16 protein-coding genes are annotated in these 15,361 nt (G+C 38.7%); 12 read left to right on the forward strand and 4 right to left on the reverse strand.

Features of this window, described 5'->3' with window-relative positions; genetic code table 11:
- Nucleotides 1-287: 287 nt before the first annotated feature.
- The 10 genes from NYE45_RS07505 to NYE45_RS07550 all read left to right on the forward strand — a co-directional run bounded on the left by NYE45_RS07505 (nucleotide 288) and on the right by NYE45_RS07550 (nucleotide 8,556).
- Nucleotides 288-986: an FRG domain-containing protein gene (locus NYE45_RS07505; RefSeq protein ID WP_340016222.1), complete on the forward strand. Its 699-nt coding sequence runs from the start codon at nucleotides 288-290 to the stop codon at nucleotides 984-986.
- Nucleotides 987-1,153: 167 nt separating this feature from the next.
- The gene (locus NYE45_RS07510; RefSeq protein ID WP_340016223.1) at nucleotides 1,154-1,870 is read left to right on the forward strand and encodes a hypothetical protein; all 717 of its coding nucleotides are present in this window, start codon (nucleotides 1,154-1,156) and stop codon (nucleotides 1,868-1,870) included.
- Between the two features lie 224 nt (nucleotides 1,871-2,094).
- The gene (locus NYE45_RS07515; RefSeq protein ID WP_340016224.1) at nucleotides 2,095-2,967 is read left to right on the forward strand and encodes an aminoglycoside phosphotransferase family protein; all 873 of its coding nucleotides are present in this window, start codon (nucleotides 2,095-2,097) and stop codon (nucleotides 2,965-2,967) included.
- A 680-nt stretch (nucleotides 2,968-3,647) separates the two neighbouring features.
- The gene (locus tag NYE45_RS07520) at nucleotides 3,648-3,917 is read left to right on the forward strand and encodes a hypothetical protein (protein ID WP_340016225.1); all 270 of its coding nucleotides are present in this window, start codon (nucleotides 3,648-3,650) and stop codon (nucleotides 3,915-3,917) included.
- 191 nt (nucleotides 3,918-4,108) lie between these two features.
- Nucleotides 4,109-4,303, forward strand: a complete 195-nt coding sequence (locus tag NYE45_RS07525; protein WP_340016226.1) for a hypothetical protein — start codon at nucleotides 4,109-4,111, stop codon at nucleotides 4,301-4,303.
- A gap of 20 nt (nucleotides 4,304-4,323) precedes the next feature.
- The gene (locus tag NYE45_RS07530; RefSeq protein WP_340017332.1) at nucleotides 4,324-4,869 is read left to right on the forward strand and encodes a hypothetical protein; all 546 of its coding nucleotides are present in this window, start codon (nucleotides 4,324-4,326) and stop codon (nucleotides 4,867-4,869) included.
- Between the two features lie 151 nt (nucleotides 4,870-5,020).
- Nucleotides 5,021-5,572, forward strand: a complete 552-nt coding sequence (locus NYE45_RS07535; protein WP_340016227.1) for a hypothetical protein — start codon at nucleotides 5,021-5,023, stop codon at nucleotides 5,570-5,572.
- 144 nt (nucleotides 5,573-5,716) lie between these two features.
- Complete coding sequence (locus NYE45_RS07540) at nucleotides 5,717-6,370, forward strand: hypothetical protein (protein ID WP_340016228.1); 654 nt, start codon at nucleotides 5,717-5,719, stop codon at nucleotides 6,368-6,370.
- A 147-nt stretch (nucleotides 6,371-6,517) separates the two neighbouring features.
- The gene (locus tag NYE45_RS07545) at nucleotides 6,518-7,501 is read left to right on the forward strand and encodes a hypothetical protein (protein ID WP_340016229.1); all 984 of its coding nucleotides are present in this window, start codon (nucleotides 6,518-6,520) and stop codon (nucleotides 7,499-7,501) included.
- A 185-nt stretch (nucleotides 7,502-7,686) separates the two neighbouring features.
- On the forward strand, nucleotides 7,687-8,556 hold the full coding sequence (locus tag NYE45_RS07550; RefSeq protein ID WP_340016230.1) for a hypothetical protein: 870 nt from the start codon (nucleotides 7,687-7,689) through the stop codon (nucleotides 8,554-8,556).
- Between the two features lie 99 nt (nucleotides 8,557-8,655).
- On the opposite strand, the gene NYE45_RS07555 is transcribed toward NYE45_RS07550, so the two are convergent.
- Nucleotides 8,656-8,901 carry a helix-turn-helix transcriptional regulator gene (locus tag NYE45_RS07555; protein WP_222216031.1) on the reverse strand — a complete coding sequence of 82 codons (246 nt, stop codon included), beginning with the start codon at nucleotides 8,899-8,901 and terminating at the stop codon, nucleotides 8,656-8,658.
- Between the two features lie 164 nt (nucleotides 8,902-9,065).
- On the opposite strand from NYE45_RS07555, the gene NYE45_RS07560 reads away from it, so the two are divergent.
- Together NYE45_RS07560 and NYE45_RS07565 are read left to right on the forward strand one after the other, a co-directional pair.
- Entirely contained in the window at nucleotides 9,066-9,251 is a 186-nt protein-coding gene (locus NYE45_RS07560) for a hypothetical protein (protein WP_047842110.1), read from the forward strand.
- Nucleotides 9,252-9,287: 36 nt separating this feature from the next.
- Nucleotides 9,288-9,590, forward strand: a complete 303-nt coding sequence (locus tag NYE45_RS07565) for a hypothetical protein (protein WP_340016231.1) — start codon at nucleotides 9,288-9,290, stop codon at nucleotides 9,588-9,590.
- Nucleotides 9,591-9,714: 124 nt separating this feature from the next.
- On the opposite strand, the gene NYE45_RS07570 is transcribed toward NYE45_RS07565, so the two are convergent.
- The 3 genes from NYE45_RS07570 to NYE45_RS07580 all read right to left on the reverse strand — a co-directional run bounded on the left by NYE45_RS07570 (nucleotide 9,715) and on the right by NYE45_RS07580 (nucleotide 15,271).
- Nucleotides 9,715-11,394, reverse strand: a complete 1,680-nt coding sequence (locus NYE45_RS07570; protein ID WP_340016232.1) for an ABC transporter substrate-binding protein — start codon at nucleotides 11,392-11,394, stop codon at nucleotides 9,715-9,717.
- 145 nt (nucleotides 11,395-11,539) lie between these two features.
- Nucleotides 11,540-13,150 carry a response regulator gene (locus tag NYE45_RS07575; protein ID WP_340016233.1) on the reverse strand — a complete coding sequence of 537 codons (1,611 nt, stop codon included), beginning with the start codon at nucleotides 13,148-13,150 and terminating at the stop codon, nucleotides 11,540-11,542.
- Nucleotides 13,151-13,459: 309 nt separating this feature from the next.
- Nucleotides 13,460-15,271 (reverse strand): histidine kinase, encoded by a 1,812-nt coding sequence (locus tag NYE45_RS07580; protein WP_340016234.1) that lies wholly within the window; start codon nucleotides 15,269-15,271, stop codon nucleotides 13,460-13,462.
- Nucleotides 15,272-15,361: the final 90 nt, after the last annotated feature.

A 15,361-nucleotide genomic window follows, 5' to 3' on the forward strand; every position in this document is an offset into this window, starting at 1 on the left:
TGAAAACAACTTCATCATTCGTATATTCTATCAGCATTTCCGTTATCTGTAAGTAGGTTGTTTCATTGCAAATGAAATGAGCGTATTCAAAGCCCATTGGACGTATGGACATGGGTAAATGATAGAAAACTGATAAATATCCCTTATTCGGCAATTTTTTCTTCGCAAATATCACCGCATAGGTTATCATATACGTAATTCAGATATCACGCGGGGTGTGTGGTATTTACGAAGTACATAGATTAGATGTTAGCTAAAACTACTCTAAATCAAAAGGAGCGATAAGAATGAAAGAAATACATATAAAAAATTTTAACGAACTGCATAATGTATTTTCAAACTACAGAAAAAATAATTTATGGCTTTTTAGAGGTCATAGCAATGTATCTTGGGAGTTAATTCCCAAAGCAGGACGAGAACCATATTGTCATATCGATGATAAACGCTTTTTTGAATCTTGGAAAAGACGAGCTGTTGAGTTTATTGATTTACATACAGAAAACGAATGGGACTGGCTTGCAGTTGCTCAACATCATGGACTAGCTACAAGATTGCTTGACTGGACCTTTAATCCATTAATCGCTGCTTATTTTGCTGTCGAAAATTATGAAGAATCGGATGCAATAATTTATGCTTACTTATTTAATAGGTCTATAGAAACTAATATTGTTAAAACATTTGAGTATGAAGGGATTGGAAGGGTTAAACCCAACGGAAGAATTCAACGTATTGTGCGTCAAGGTGGGATCTTTACAATTCACAATCCACCTACAACTAAACTGGATGATAACATTACTGGTGAAATGAGACTCGATAAAATAATAATAGATAAATCTTATCGGCAAGAATTAAGATTTGAGCTATCACATTATGGATACAACAGGCTAACTTTATATTCAGATTTAGACGGTTTATCAAGTCACGCAAACTGGTATATGGAGAATAGAAATTATTGGAATGGGGAAGAAATTGACTTTTTGGAGTAATTCTTTAACACATCCTAAAGAGATTCAAAGCAGTAGCATCAGCTAACATAATATTCACGCTGCGGACATACGTCCTTGGTCCGGCATTCGCCAGACACCCAGCATACGCCTGGGTCGTGAATACGGTAACGTTATCCGAAACATTATAATAATGAAGGGTGAGGCAATTGAAAGACAACATCAAAAAATATTTTAAAGAAAATACTCTGAAAGTACTTACCACACTCATTTTGGTTTTGTTGATTTTTCCTTTTTTGTTCAAGCTATCACAAGGAACAGAGGGAGGTTTTTGGGGAAGTTATCTAGGAGGAATACTTAGTGGCCTTGGTACACTGTTTGCGGTTTATATCACAACTATAGAAACCAGAAAAATTCAAAAAGAGACACGTGAAAATTTAGAAAATGAGAAGATGATTCGTCTTCAATACCAACGAAAAATATTTACAAACGAAGTCGAAAAATTGATTGCTGAATATATAACTGATTCTACAGAGTATTACTTCGCAAATCGTTACTATCCAATGGTCAAAGCTGAATTGGATAGATTACAACAGGATATAGATAAAAAAGACAAAGAAATAAATGAAAAACCCGAATTGATTGAGTTGTTAAAAAATGAAAAAGAGACTTTGTTATTTAGATATAAACAAAAAAAGGATGAACAAAGTTTATGGACTCATAAAAGAACGATAGCGATTCAAAATTTCAACTTATTAAAAATTAAACTCTATGGAATTAGAGAGGCATCAGAATTAATTGGACAAGTTAATAAAGTGCATAATACTTCATCTCAAGAAACAGAGTATGTTGAAGATTTCACTAAAGAAACAGAAGAATTAATGAGAACGTTAGCTTTATTTTCCGAAAAACACGTAAAAACTTAAATTTTTTATTTGAAATATATAATGGTTTGAAACAAGTGAATTTTGTAAGTTTCTAGGGAAAGCAGATGCATCGGATAACATCATATTCACGCTGCGGACATTCGTCCTGGGTCCGGCATCCGCCGGACACTCAGCATACGCTGAGTCGTGAATACGGGAACGTTATAGGAAATCAGCTAAAATTCAAGAAAGTAAAACATTTATTATCGAAGGAGCTTGTATATATGAACTCTAATTATGTTCGACGCATTCAAGAAGTTTACTCAGATTTACATATTCAAGATGTTAAACAAAACGAGATCGGTCAAAATAATGACGTATTTATTCTTAATCAATCTCTTGTCTTTAGGTTTCCTAAGTATAAGCAAGGATTAGAAAAATTAAAGCTTGAAACAGAGTTATTAGAAACTATTAGAAAGACTGTAACAATGCAGATTCCCTATCCAGCCTACAAATCATTTGATGAGCTGGAGGTGGGTAAGACTTTCATGGGCTATAAGCTGATTGAAGGCACTCCTTTTTGGAAGGAAGAATTAATAACTATTAAAAGCCAAAACCTTATAGAAACAATTGCCTCACAACTTGTTACTTTTCTTATTGAACTCCATTCTATGGACATACCGAAAGCGGTAGTTTCTCAGAAACAACATGAAAGTGTACATAGAATTATAGAAGATCTGTTTATTAATATAAAAGAGAAACTCTTTCCATTTATGCGATTAGATGCACAAGAAAAAGTAGTAGATAACTTTAATACATTCTTAAATAATACTCATAATCAGAATTTAGAGAAAACCTTTATTCATGGAGACTTCGGAGCAGGCAATATCATATGGAATCGAAAAGATAAAAGAATTACAGGAGTTATTGACTTCGGAGGCTCAGGACTTGGGGACCCAGCATATGATTTAGCAGGAATTCTTTCCAGCTACGGAGAAGAGTTTTTTGAAACATGCACTAATCTATACCCGAATGGAAGACAAATTTTAGAAAGAGCCCATTTTTATAGAAGCACCTTTGCTTTACAGGAAGCTCTACATGGAATAGATCATAATGACCCAGAAGCTTTTGAAGATGGAATTAAAGAATTTAGATAGAACAACTTAATTAATTATTCGTATTAGTGAATAACTTAGTGAAAGTGATTAATATTTAGTGTTTCAAAGAAGAGCTGACATCCTATAACACCATATTCGAACTGCGGTCCATACGGCCCTTGATCTGCCAGAAGTATGTTCGAGAAGAGTAATCAGGCAGATACATCCATTCCCCTAAGATAAGAGCTATCTAAAGGGAATGGACGTCGTGAATACAGGAACGTTATAGGAAATCAGCAGGAATAGAATAAATCTTAAATCACAAGATCCTACCATTGAGAGGGAGTTCTGAATGACTTTAATAGCAACAGCATATGCACATGAATGTATAGTTATGGGAACTGATACCTTGCTCCAGCGGACGGAAAACTATCAGACAAATAAAATAATCGGTTATGGCTCAATACAGAAGTTGTTTTTTATTCGAAAAACCGGAACAGGGATTTCTGTGAGAGGGAGAGCTTCATGGGGAGAAAAGACAATTAAACAAATTTTACAAAATTTCACCCACACAGTGGAATCTAGCATGCGACAGTGTGATGTAGCTGACGCTCTTCAATTATATAAAGTCAAATTTCCCACAGCTCGAAACGTCCTACCATATAGCGGGATATCAAGATACTGAGCCATTTATATATGATCTAGATTTTGATAGTGGACTCAATCTAGTAAGGGAGAACGTGGATCGTAAAGGCTTTTTAAGATATAGTGTGCTAACTAGAATTGATGATACGGAAGTTCGTAATCAAGTGTTACCATTGCCCGATTTTAGTAAGATGCTAGAAAACCAAGTTTTTGACTTCATGGAAACACTTTTTAAGCTAAAAATTCAAGCGGAGAACTTAAAACCAACACCATCTGTTGGATATCCAATAGATTATCTATTCCTTTCCCACGATCAAAGCAAGTTTGTGTCAAACAAGATTGCCAGTGATTTCTTATTGGATTGAATGTCGTATTATTGTGTGATTCAAAGAAGTCGATGACATCCTATAACATAATATTCAAGCTGCGGCTCCTGTCGGAGCCTTGGTCTGCTGGATGCATTTCGAGGAGGGATTTCAGCAGACAACCCCGTTGGGGTTCATGAATACAGAAACGTTAGCTGAAATCACTCAAATGAAATCAAGGAGATGAAATAATGGATTTCACTATGATACAAGCGGAAGAGCTTTTTGAAGAGCCTTTTTTGTCAGAGTATAAAGAAGAATTAAAATTCTTCTATTCTGAACTTGTACATCTTAATACGCAGTTATTCATTATAGAAAAAGTAATTCAATTTAGATTTGATTTATTTACCAATCCCAATCAGAGAATTTTTTTGACACTGTATTAAGTAGCTTTTTTGAGACGAGTATATTACGCATAGCACGTTTGGTAACCGATTCTAAAGACAATTTTAGAATCATAAAGAGTTTTAAAAACAAGATTAGGGATAGTATGAACATAGAATATAAAGAATTTTTCCAAAATACACTCAAAGAAAATAATTTCGAGAAGAATACGAGAGAATTGCAAAATAAAATTAAAGCTAGAAGAAACCAACGTATCGCACATATGATTCGTAATGTTGATGAAGATGAATTGCGTAATTCAACAATTTACCTGAGGGATTTATTCCATTTGCGAGATCAACTAAACTTATTACTTTCTCAGCTATCGTTCGGGACAACAAGGCTGATGCTGCCATTAGCTTACAGTGATCGTGTTGAACACCCAGTAGGTGTTGATAGTAGAACAGATATTGAAAGAATATTAGACCAAATAACATTTGAAAGTGAGCTTATAAATCTTGCGGAAGCTTGTCCGATAATGTGGGAAGCTCGAAAGAAAAAATTGGAGCAGCGTGATGTAGAAGAAATAAATAGATATAGAGCAAAGAGAGGATTACCTGATGCGTAAGTAACTCGAAGATGTAGGTGACTCCAGCTAACATAATATTCACGCTGCGAGCATTCGCTCTGGGTCCGACATTCGTCGGACATCCGGCATGCGCCGGGTCGTGAATACGGGAACGTTAGATGAAACTTAATAAAAGATGGGGTGCTTAATGATGAAGGATCTAAATACAATTTTGAAAAAGATAAATTTATTCTCAAACGCTTATAGAGAGCTTGATGAAATACAAAGGAAATCTAAGTTTCTTCCAGTGGGAGATCAGAAAACAGGAATAATTGGCGAATTATATGTGCTTGTTTACTTGAAGCATCTTCATAATGGATATGCTGATGTTTATTTAAGTCATAATCCTAGTAATAAAGTTTGGGACATTTGTGTGAAATATTTAAAAAACTCAACAATGGAAAAAATACAAGTTAAAACAGTTTCTGAATTCTCTGAATCTCGCTCAACTTCTCCAGTACACTCAGGTTGGGATTATATATATTTTGTATTATTAGACAAAGAATTTGTACCATCTGCTCTTTGGATAGGAGAAAAAAACGAGCCAGGCTTTCAAAGCAGTTTGCCCAAAAGGTTTACATTACCAAATCTAAAAGATACAAAAAAAGTAGGCTCAGAAGTATTTAAAAATAGAGAAAATGAATATTTGAAATTAATACACTCAATGGATACTTCAACATATATTTCAAATATTATTCTTTGATGACACAAAGATTAAGCATCATCTAACATAATATTCACGCAGCGGACATTCGTCCTTGGTCCGGCATTCGCCGGACACCCGACATACGTCGGGTCGTGAATACAGGAACGTTATATGAAATCCTAAAGATTGAGGCGAAAAGAAATGACAACACAATTTAATTTCAATAATTTGAATAACCTTTATGCAGAAGCTATCGCATCAGATGATAAAACGTTAATTTTTGAAGCTCAAATCGGAAAAGGAAGATTCTTATTTATGATGTTTTTATCAGAAGAAGATAAAGATTCAAAAGATAAATTATTTATATACATGAGAAATATCAATCTTATAAGGCCTATAAAGGTATACGGTAATCATAGTAGAGGGCAGTTTGAAGTGTACATAAAAGATGACTTAAAAGAATCTATGATAAAGGAATTACAGCTAAATTCGAGTACAGGTTCTTTTAACTTTATTGAATTTCTTCAACAGCTAAATAGCAAAATTCCTCAAAGCATAAATCGGAATAACAAAATTATAGAATTGAGAAAAAATAAAGATTTAATAAGCGAGTTAGGCGTAGTAGATGAAGCTGATAAAACAGTTTTAAAATGTGAAATGAGACTTCCTGAAAGCAAAAAACCTCAAGATAAAACACTAAGAAAATTATATGTTTATACTGATGGGAATGTTGAAGATATAGCCGAATTAATTCAATTACTTAAGAAATTTAATATGACTGTGGCCTGGACAACAAAAGACAAAAAAAATAACACTTCAAATGTGAAAGGACTGTTAGGCAAGTTGAATAACTAAACGGACTTCATATAACATAATATTCACGCTGCGGGCATACGCCGGACACCCGACATGCGTCGGGTCGTGAATACGGGAACGTTAGCTGAAATTACCGGAAGATCTCTAAAAGGCTTATTTGAGTATTCAAAGGAGAAATTTATTCTAATGAAACAGAACATTAAGAAAATTATGAGAATTTTATTGATTTTTAGTAAGTATGTTATTACAGAGATTTTGGTGAAGTTTATTTTTTGTTATTTAATTGCCGTAGTAGGAGTTGTCTGGGCTTTATCAATGGATGGGGGGAGCTTATTAAGAGGACTGTTAATAAATGTAGCATCTTCATTAGTATCTTTACCATTAGTGTTTGTTTTTTATGATTTATATAAAACTGCGCTTTCATTTAAGTCTACTAAATTGGTTAATGAAGTGATTGAAAAGGATATTAATAATATTTTTTTAAAGTTCACCTTTTTCACTACACATTTTTACAATGAATTCAGTTCTGAAAATAAAATCAATGCATATGAACTAGACGATGAGCTTAAGAAAAATGAGGAAGATATTTTTAAAAATATCTCTTCAAATATACATCATGGTTATTTTATTTTTAGCATATTTGATGATTTTGGTAGAGATATTAATGAAGTACTAAATTCTAATAGTAATATTAGATGGATTAATTTACAGGAACTATCTCTACTTCAGCAATTTATTAACGATTATATGAAATTAAAACGGTGCTTCAGTTGGATTACAAAAGATGATTTTATTAAATACGTAGAATTAAAAAATATAACTATTAAAGAGAGTGAATTTGCAAGTTCTACAAATGAAGATGAAATTTACTATGATATTAAGGAGAGGCTACAACCAGATAAAACAGTTACTTATTATTCTGCTAAGTTTAGTCTTTATGAAAGTCATGTATTAGCTACTGGATATAAGCTCTCAGGTAATAAAGCCAAAGAAATATCTAAATTGTTATTTCAACTATATTCAAGTATTAATAGATGGAAAAAGATTAGAAATATAGAGCAATTGAAATTTGATAATTGCTTTATATCTGCAAACAGACTCTATGTAGATGATAACATTACATTTAATGAGCATATGAAAAATAACTTCTCAATCCATGGTCATTTTTAATTTGAATGTCATTAGATTATTCGATGAAGCTGGTAAAATTAGCTAACATCGTATCTACACTGTGGGCCATGCGGCCCTTGGTCTGCAAGAAGTGTTTCAGAAAGTAATTTCAGCAGATAACCCCTTTGGGGTTCATAAATATAGAAATGTTATCAGAAACACTAAAATGTAAGGAGAGTATGCTTATGATGTTTGTTAATATAGATCCATTTGAAAGAAAAAGTAATATTATTAAGGCTCATCCAGAATTCGATAATATAATAAGATTATTTGATTATTATATTAAATTTATAGATAGAATTACTGATCTTATTGATAATACTATAGTCATGTTCATACTTAAGGAGAAAACGTATCTCTACCAGCACGATCATTTAGAGTCAGCTATGTATACATTGAAAAGTATAAAAGAGTGTGTTAGCATAGGTAATTTTTCTGATGCCAATATATTGATTAGAAAACTAAATGATGATTTGTTTTTTTATTTATTTGTGTTAGAGCTAGACAATAATCAACAAATACTATTTAGTGATCAAGTAGACAAAATAGAACATGAGTTATTCATGAAGAATATTAATTTTTTTATCAAGTGGAATAATGGCAACTTAAAAGATTTTTATATTAGTAGAAATGCATTATCATACATCAAGAATAATAACACTGTTAACGATTTAATCATCAAATATAAACTTGAAGAAGAATGGAAAAGAATAAATAAAAAGCTTAATAATTTCGTGCATAATAATGGAAAAAATTATTGTAGACAAAACTATAAAATTCTTAGTTCTAATGAAATAGATCAAGTATTTTTAGAGTTACGAAAGAAGATTAGTTTCATTTTAAATATAGTAAGTGTCTTAATTGTACTAATTAAACCGCATTACATTATGTCTATTGATCATATTATGTTTTTAGATTTAAATATAACACCACCCGAAGATAGTCAGTATTGGGTAGCTAGTTTTATTCAAGAATTTTTTGATGAACATCTAACACAATACAACCCTGAATTAAAGATATTTTTGAAAGAAAATACGTACATGGAGATATTATAGTGTGACTTCTGATAACAAAATAATCCTGTTATGTCGCGAGACGAATAGGTATTCATTTGAAACATAGAATTTCATCTTTAAATCAAAAACTAGTGGAGGTTATTCTTCCCCAAGCAAATATCCCACAGAAACCTCCAAAGCCTTAGCGATTACCACTACTTCGTAATCTTGAACAAGACGATATTGCCCCTCCAATCGTGAGAGACTCGTTTGACTGATATCCAAACCCAATGTTTGCAGTCTTGCTAGAAATTCTCGTTGTTTGATTCCTTTACTTTTACGAATAGCTACGACTCGGGAGCCGATGATGTTTTTGTCGCCAGGCGGTTCTTGTCTATGCTTCATTATGTACACCCCTCATTTCAACCAAATTGTATGAAAAATAACGGTTGTTTTAATGCGTATATCGAATTAAAATAAAATAAACCGATAATCGCATTAAAAATGACTGCTCACGTCTAGTGTTACCAAGACATGAAACAGTTTAGACCCATCAGAGAGGTGGATGTATGAGCCGGTTGCTTGACTTATTGGAAGAGGAACGGCGCAAGCTTAATCAGCTTGGTGAGGCATCCTTGAAGCAAGCGATTCCGTTGTGGGACAACCCCGAAGTGCAAGAACAGAGCCGAAGGGTGGACGAACTGGTGGCCCGAGTGGGTGAAATGAAGGCGAGACATAACCGAGTTGTACGATGATGAGTGAGGTACATAATGCGTAGGGGAGGAGAAGCAATGGATTTTCCACCGTGGTTGCAACAAGCGATCCAGGCAAGGTTAGATGAAGTATCTGCCCGAATCGAGCATGACCCTGAATTGAGTCGTGTACGTGAGGAAAAGGACGAAGCGTTCCAAGTTTTGTTTGCTGGCAAGGATATCGAGCAGACACCTGAATATGCTGAGTGGGAGAATCGTTACATTGTCAGCAAAAGCATAGAGAATGAGCAGTTGTACATGCAAGGACTGAGGGACGGCATTCAACTCACAGTATCCTTGCTAGGTGTGTCGATTCCGGAGGAGATTGATACGAAGGCTTGATCCACTAAAGCGAACGTATAAATCAGGGAAAGCGACCTTAATCTTCTACCTGAAAAAACCAGCCGAAGCGTGTAACTATCGCTTCGGCTGGTTTTTTAATCTCTACTTTTCCAAAATCCAAATCTTACTTCGCACTTACCGACTTAAACCAATCATTCACTTCTTGCGTGATCTGATCTCCGCCATTGGATTTCCAATTGGCGACGAATTGGTCAAAGGCATCAATTGGCAGATTGCCGTAGATGATTTTGTTGAAGGTTTCCATCTCAGACTGGCGAAGCAGGTTCCATTTGGATACCATGGTTGGTGTTGCAGCGCCAGTGAAATAGTTTTGTTTACGGACGTCGATCTGGGACATCACGACTTTACCTGCATACCAGTTTTCCGGTTTGCGGAATTCGGCCATTTGTTTCTCGTAAGGTGTTTCAGGCTTCTCGCCGTTGGCCAGCTTCACGAGTGTTTTCATGTACAGATCCGGGATACGTGCTGGGCCGGTCAGGAAAGGGAATTCGTTGGAGAAGTCTTTGATCTTCTCTTTGTCACTGGTCGGTTGTCCGTCAATGATATCCCAGTCGTACCCTTTGGCGAAGCCGTATTCATACTCACTGCCCGCTTTCGGGTTAGCAAGGTTATCGAGCAAATAGTTATAGTACAGGAAGATGGCTTCTGGATGCTTCGCATCTTTGTTGATCATGATACTTGCGTTGACACCAGAGTTCTGCCATTTCGTACCGATCTTGCCGTCTGGGCCAGCTGGAACAGGGTAAGCTTTATACTTTGATCCAGGTACGTTCTTCAGCAGGTCAGGTGCAGGCCAGTCCGGTACCCAGTTTGCGCCAGGCAGAATGCCCGCTTTGCCAGCTGTCCAGCTTTCAGCGGATTTGCCTTCGTCCCACAGAGCGGAGTCAGCGTGGATATAACCTTTATCCATCCATTCAGCCAGCTTGGCAAGGGCTTGTTTGGCACCCGGGTTAACGGAGCCGTACTCGAGGTTGCCGTTTGCGTCTTTGTTCCATTGCTCCTCGATTGTGCCGTATGCACCGAACAACCAGTCAAGCTGACCCATCCAGGTGTTGGTGTTATTTTTCAGCGAGATTGCCAGCGGGAATACTTTGTCTGGAGACAGACCGTCCGGGTTCTCGTTTTTGAATTTGTCCATGATGTTCTCAAGGTCTGCAATGGTTTTCGGAGCTTCCAGGTTCAGCTTCTCCATCCAGTCCTCGCGGAGCCAGAGCAGTGTATCGTCGTTATCGGTGTACTCCATGATCGGCATGTTGTATTTCTTGCCGTCCTTGGTGAACGGATACCACAGTTCAGGATGTGCAGCTGCGTGATCTTTCAGGGTCTGACTCGCGTACTTGTCGAACAACTCATCGATGGCGATGAATTGACCGGAGTCGATCAGCTGATTCGTCAATACCGCATTGGTGGGTACGGTGACGAAATCTGGCAGCTTCTCGCCAGAGGCGATCGCCAGTTGCAGCTTTTGTCTGTATTGATCGTCATTGGCCGGATACCAAGTATCTTTATGCTTCATACCCAGCGTTTCGAGCATCCAGCGATCGTGCACGTTATTTTCTTTGGTATCTCCTTGCACGTATTTCTTCGGCATCAATACCGAACTGAACTCGATGGGTGGGTCATATTTTCCTTTGGCAAAAGCAGCTTCTGCTTCAGCTGAGCCGACAGTTCCCGGCGTATTATTTCCATTGTCACTGCCTGTCTCGCCACTGCCGCACGCAGTGATCGTGATGAGCGCGATAACCATGAGCAGTGACCACCATGTTTTTTTGAATTTGATCATTGTTCAATCCCCCTACGATGTATGATCTTTACAGTGTAACTGTACCAATTTGTGCGGGAGTGCATCTATATGAGTTTGTTAGTTTCCATAGGACTCTATTAGTGAATGTTCAAATGAAGTTCGAAAAATTCGGTTTTCAGTCATGTTATTTGTGCTGGTCTCTGTATTCCTGCGGCGTAACACCGAATTGACGCTTGAACACTTTGATAAAATAAGCCGGGTCCATATAACCAATCTCCATGCTGATTTCATACACTTTTTTGGTGGTCGTGACCAGCTTGTGGCAGGCCCGATCCATACGCAGGCGCGAGATGTAATCACTGATGCCTTCGCCCGTTTCGATCTTATAGATCTTGGACAGATGGGTTGGGTGCAGGTTCACATGATCTGCGAGCACACGCAAAGATACATCCAGATGCAGGTTCTTATCTGTAAAATCCTGAATCTTCTTCACATACTCGGAACGAATGTCCTTGATCTCGTTGGACGTGCCTTCCTTGAGTTTGCCAAGCACACTGAGCGACCATTTCCGCAATTTGCTGATGGTAGCGAAAACTTCCCCACTTTGCAAATCCTCAACATCATTGCCCATTAAAGTAGTCAGAGTCAGCTTGTTCCGGTGGGCGATATTGGTGAACGAAGCCGTAATAAGAAAACCTGCCTCCATGCAGTGCTCCCAGGATTCCGACCATTTTTCATCCAGCTCAGCGCAGACCGCGAGGATTTTCTCTTCGGCGGCATCCCACTGTCCGCTTTCTAACAGGCTAATGAAGGTGGGCGGGGTGTACAGTACATCCAAAGGACCTTGTGCCGCAGGTGTCTCGACATCGCTGACACGCATGACAAATTCGCGTTCGTCGCCAACGATCTGCCGGAAATAAGCGGAAGCCTGACGGAAGCGATCGTAAAGCTGATCCGGAAAGGTGAACCACTCGGTGATAACGATGGAGAGTGAGCCTTTCAGAAACTGTTTTACTTTGGATTGAAGCTGAATGGACAGCTTCTCCAGAATGGTTTCTTTACCAATATCGCCTTTCCGTTCTTTCATTTGCAGTAGAAACACCAGATATCCGTGCTCCTCCTTCACGCCCCACACTTCCATAAACTCACCCATAATCTCTTCCGCCATATTGATGATCGCATATTCGATCAGGGTCTGATCATTGCTATCATAGTGTCCGAATTCTTCTTCCAAACGAACCAGCATTAAAGCAGCATCCCCGGTGTGAAAGGGGAGATTGTAATTAGCGAGCTTCCGATCCCATTCCGCAGCGGCGATTCGTTGTCCCTGTAAAGCCCCTAGGAGCAGTCGTCCCTGCAAATGGGGTAGATTCTCTCGCAACGTAAACTGCGTTCGTGTCAGTGAACTGACAAGTTCCCATTCGTTGTTCAATTGATCGATGGCTTTCTGCACAGCCCCCATTAATTCATCGTCTGTCGGCGGCTTCAGCAGATAGTCCACGGCTTCGAACTGGATGGCTTTTTTGGCGTAATCAAATTCGGAATACCCGGATAACAGAATACATTTTATCTTTTTGTCCCGGATGCGGATGCGTTCGATCAGTTCAATTCCCGTCATTTCAGGCATCTGAATGTCCGAGATCACGATATCGATGGGGTGGGTGTCGATCATTTGTAGTGCTTCGTGTGCCGAGTATGCTTTATGCACATGTTCGATTCCCAGCGTGTGCCATGGCTTGGTCATGGACAGGTTATCGACCCAGTGTGCTTCATCGTCTACGATCATCATGTGCATTATAATGTCTCCCTTGGTGGTTGGTATATAAGGCCAATAATTAAAATCAATGGATGCTTCTTGTGAACGAGGTCGCTACGGATTTGAAGGGTTCTTTCGATCGCTGTTCAAGCCCCATTTTCTGAATTAGATGATTATAAGGTTAAAATGGTGCTTGAAAGGCGAACACTTCGTTTCTACAGAATCCCTTCAATCCTTCGCTTGAGTTCACGTAAATTCTAATCATTTATTTTAAACAAGGCCTTATATAAATGTTCACGTGTAAATGGTTCGTTCAAAATCAAATATCAACTTATCGTTAGTATCGTATCAATTCGTATCGGTATTATCTTTATCGGAATTCGTGTCCTCTTTCGGTATCTCCCAGATGATTTCGGTTCGGAATCCGCCAAGTGGGGATGGGCCAAATAGGAGGTAGGAATGACTGCCGAACAGGTGCGTGATTCGTTGGTGCGTATTCCAAAGACCGCAGCCCATTTCTTCTTGTAAAGGTTCCTGCATCTTCAAGTTCAGCGCTTCGTACTGTTCCGGGCTTAGGCCGGGGCCGTCGTCGTCGATGTATATTCTGCCAAAACCATTCAAGCGCTCCCCGGTAATTCGGATTTCCCCGGATGAATAGGACTTCGCTACACCGTGAATCACGGAATTCTCGACCATCGGTTGAAGCATTAAACGTGGCACCGACTGAGAGAGCATATCCTCAGGGATATCAATGTGATACTCAATACGACCATTGCGCAGCTTCTGGATATCCAGATAGTTGATCAGCAGCTTGATCTCTTCTTGTAGCGACGACGTCTCCCGTTCCATACGGGTGGTGTAGCGATAATACGCACTTAGGTTATGTGCCATGGAGACGACGGCTTGCTCGTCCTTCATCTGGGCCATGTTGATGATATAGCCAAGACAATTATATAGGAAATGCGGATTGATCTGGGCCTGCAACTGCTTTAGCGTTGCTTCCCTGGCTCTAATTTTCTCATGGAATACATTCTCGATCAGATCCTGAATCTGATGGGACATATCGTTGAATCGGCGGAACAGGAATGAGAACTCATTCTGGGTTTTGCTATGCAGTCGGACAGAATAATCCCCTTGCTCGACGCGGCGTAAGCCTTTGATCAGCTTTTTGATCGGATATTGCACATTCCGGTACAGCAAGATTGAAGCAGAGATGCCCACCACCAACAGTAAAATCATACAGGTGTAGAACAGATTCTGACTCAGCGAGATGGGTTTCAAAATCTGATACAACGGGATCACGTCCACCAGGTGCCAATCCAGATAAGTGGACTTCACAGAGCTAACCAGATATTTCTTCCCGTTCAGCTTCACGACATCTTGCGTGGTATCTTCTGGAGAGTGTGTATCCAGATACTGAATGAGTTCTGCGGATAACTGCTTGTCCGCGCTGCGATTCAGAATGGGTGAATTTCCTTTGTGATATAAGAAAGGATCGCCTTGTCCGCCCGCCTTATACGTATCCAGCATATTTTGAATGTTCTCATAACTGAAGCTGGCTTCAATCACCAGATTACTTCCCGTGAGCATCCCCGGCTGTGCCAAGGAATCGGTATAGAACCAATAGAAGGATTGCAGCTTGTCTTTTGATTCCGCACCCTGGTCCCCATAGGTCCATTGTCCGCTCATATTCTTTTTCAAATACGCCTCATCATATCCTGTGGTTCGATTGTAGTTGGCGATGACATCTTCATTCTGCTGTGAATGCACCGCATATCGGGTGGGCCATATATCCGTAACGCCAGTTTGCAGCATCATCTTCTCTTGTATCACATAACGGGTCTGCATCCGGTCATATCGATCATCCCACATGTTAAGGCCGTTGAATGCTCTGACATTGGGATCTCGGGAGAGAATCAGGCTGAAATCCATCATCTGATTGATACGGGAGTCGATCTGACTGGACAGAAACGTGAGCTGCTTCGTGTTGGAGATCTGCAGTTCTTTGCTGACGACATCATAGGTGACGTTGTTCGAGTAGGTGTACATGATCAGAATGGGGATGAATAAGACCACAATTAACAAGTTTATTTTGGCAAAAAGACTGAATCGGGATCGAGTCTTGCTTTGAAAAGGGTTGAAGCGCTTCCATATATGCATAAAAAGTCTCCTTCTAATTCGTGTGTAAACAACCTCTTCCAATGATGTCCCTAACAAAACACTATCAAGCCTAACAATGTTATATAGCAG

Origin of the sequence: Paenibacillus sp. FSL K6-1318 (genome assembly GCF_037976905.1) — a bacterium.
GTDB classification, from domain to species: Bacteria; Bacillota; Bacilli; order Paenibacillales; family Paenibacillaceae; genus Paenibacillus; species Paenibacillus amylolyticus_A.

Bases quoted from the DNA above. Each gene is read 5' to 3' on its own strand.
- NYE45_RS07505 (WP_340016222.1), top strand. From the start codon at position 288: ATGAAAGAAATACATATAAAAAATTTTAACGAACTGCATAATGTATTT.
- NYE45_RS07515 (WP_340016224.1), top strand. From the start codon at position 2,095: ATGAACTCTAATTATGTTCGACGCATTCAAGAAGTTTACTCAGATTTA.
- NYE45_RS07525 (WP_340016226.1), top strand. From the start codon at position 4,109: ATGGATTTCACTATGATACAAGCGGAAGAGCTTTTTGAAGAGCCTTTT.
- NYE45_RS07535 (WP_340016227.1), top strand. From the start codon at position 5,021: ATGAAGGATCTAAATACAATTTTGAAAAAGATAAATTTATTCTCAAAC.
- NYE45_RS07540 (WP_340016228.1), top strand. From the start codon at position 5,717: ATGACAACACAATTTAATTTCAATAATTTGAATAACCTTTATGCAGAA.
- NYE45_RS07545 (WP_340016229.1), top strand. From the start codon at position 6,518: ATGAAACAGAACATTAAGAAAATTATGAGAATTTTATTGATTTTTAGT.
- NYE45_RS07550 (WP_340016230.1), top strand. From the start codon at position 7,687: ATGATGTTTGTTAATATAGATCCATTTGAAAGAAAAAGTAATATTATT.
- NYE45_RS07555 (WP_222216031.1), bottom strand. From the start codon at position 8,901: ATGAAGCATAGACAAGAACCGCCTGGCGACAAAAACATCATCGGCTCC.
- NYE45_RS07560 (WP_047842110.1), top strand. From the start codon at position 9,066: ATGAGCCGGTTGCTTGACTTATTGGAAGAGGAACGGCGCAAGCTTAAT.
- NYE45_RS07565 (WP_340016231.1), top strand. From the start codon at position 9,288: ATGGATTTTCCACCGTGGTTGCAACAAGCGATCCAGGCAAGGTTAGAT.
- NYE45_RS07570 (WP_340016232.1), bottom strand. From the start codon at position 11,394: ATGATCAAATTCAAAAAAACATGGTGGTCACTGCTCATGGTTATCGCG.
- NYE45_RS07575 (WP_340016233.1), bottom strand. From the start codon at position 13,150: ATGCACATGATGATCGTAGACGATGAAGCACACTGGGTCGATAACCTG.
- NYE45_RS07580 (WP_340016234.1), bottom strand. From the start codon at position 15,271: ATGCATATATGGAAGCGCTTCAACCCTTTTCAAAGCAAGACTCGATCC.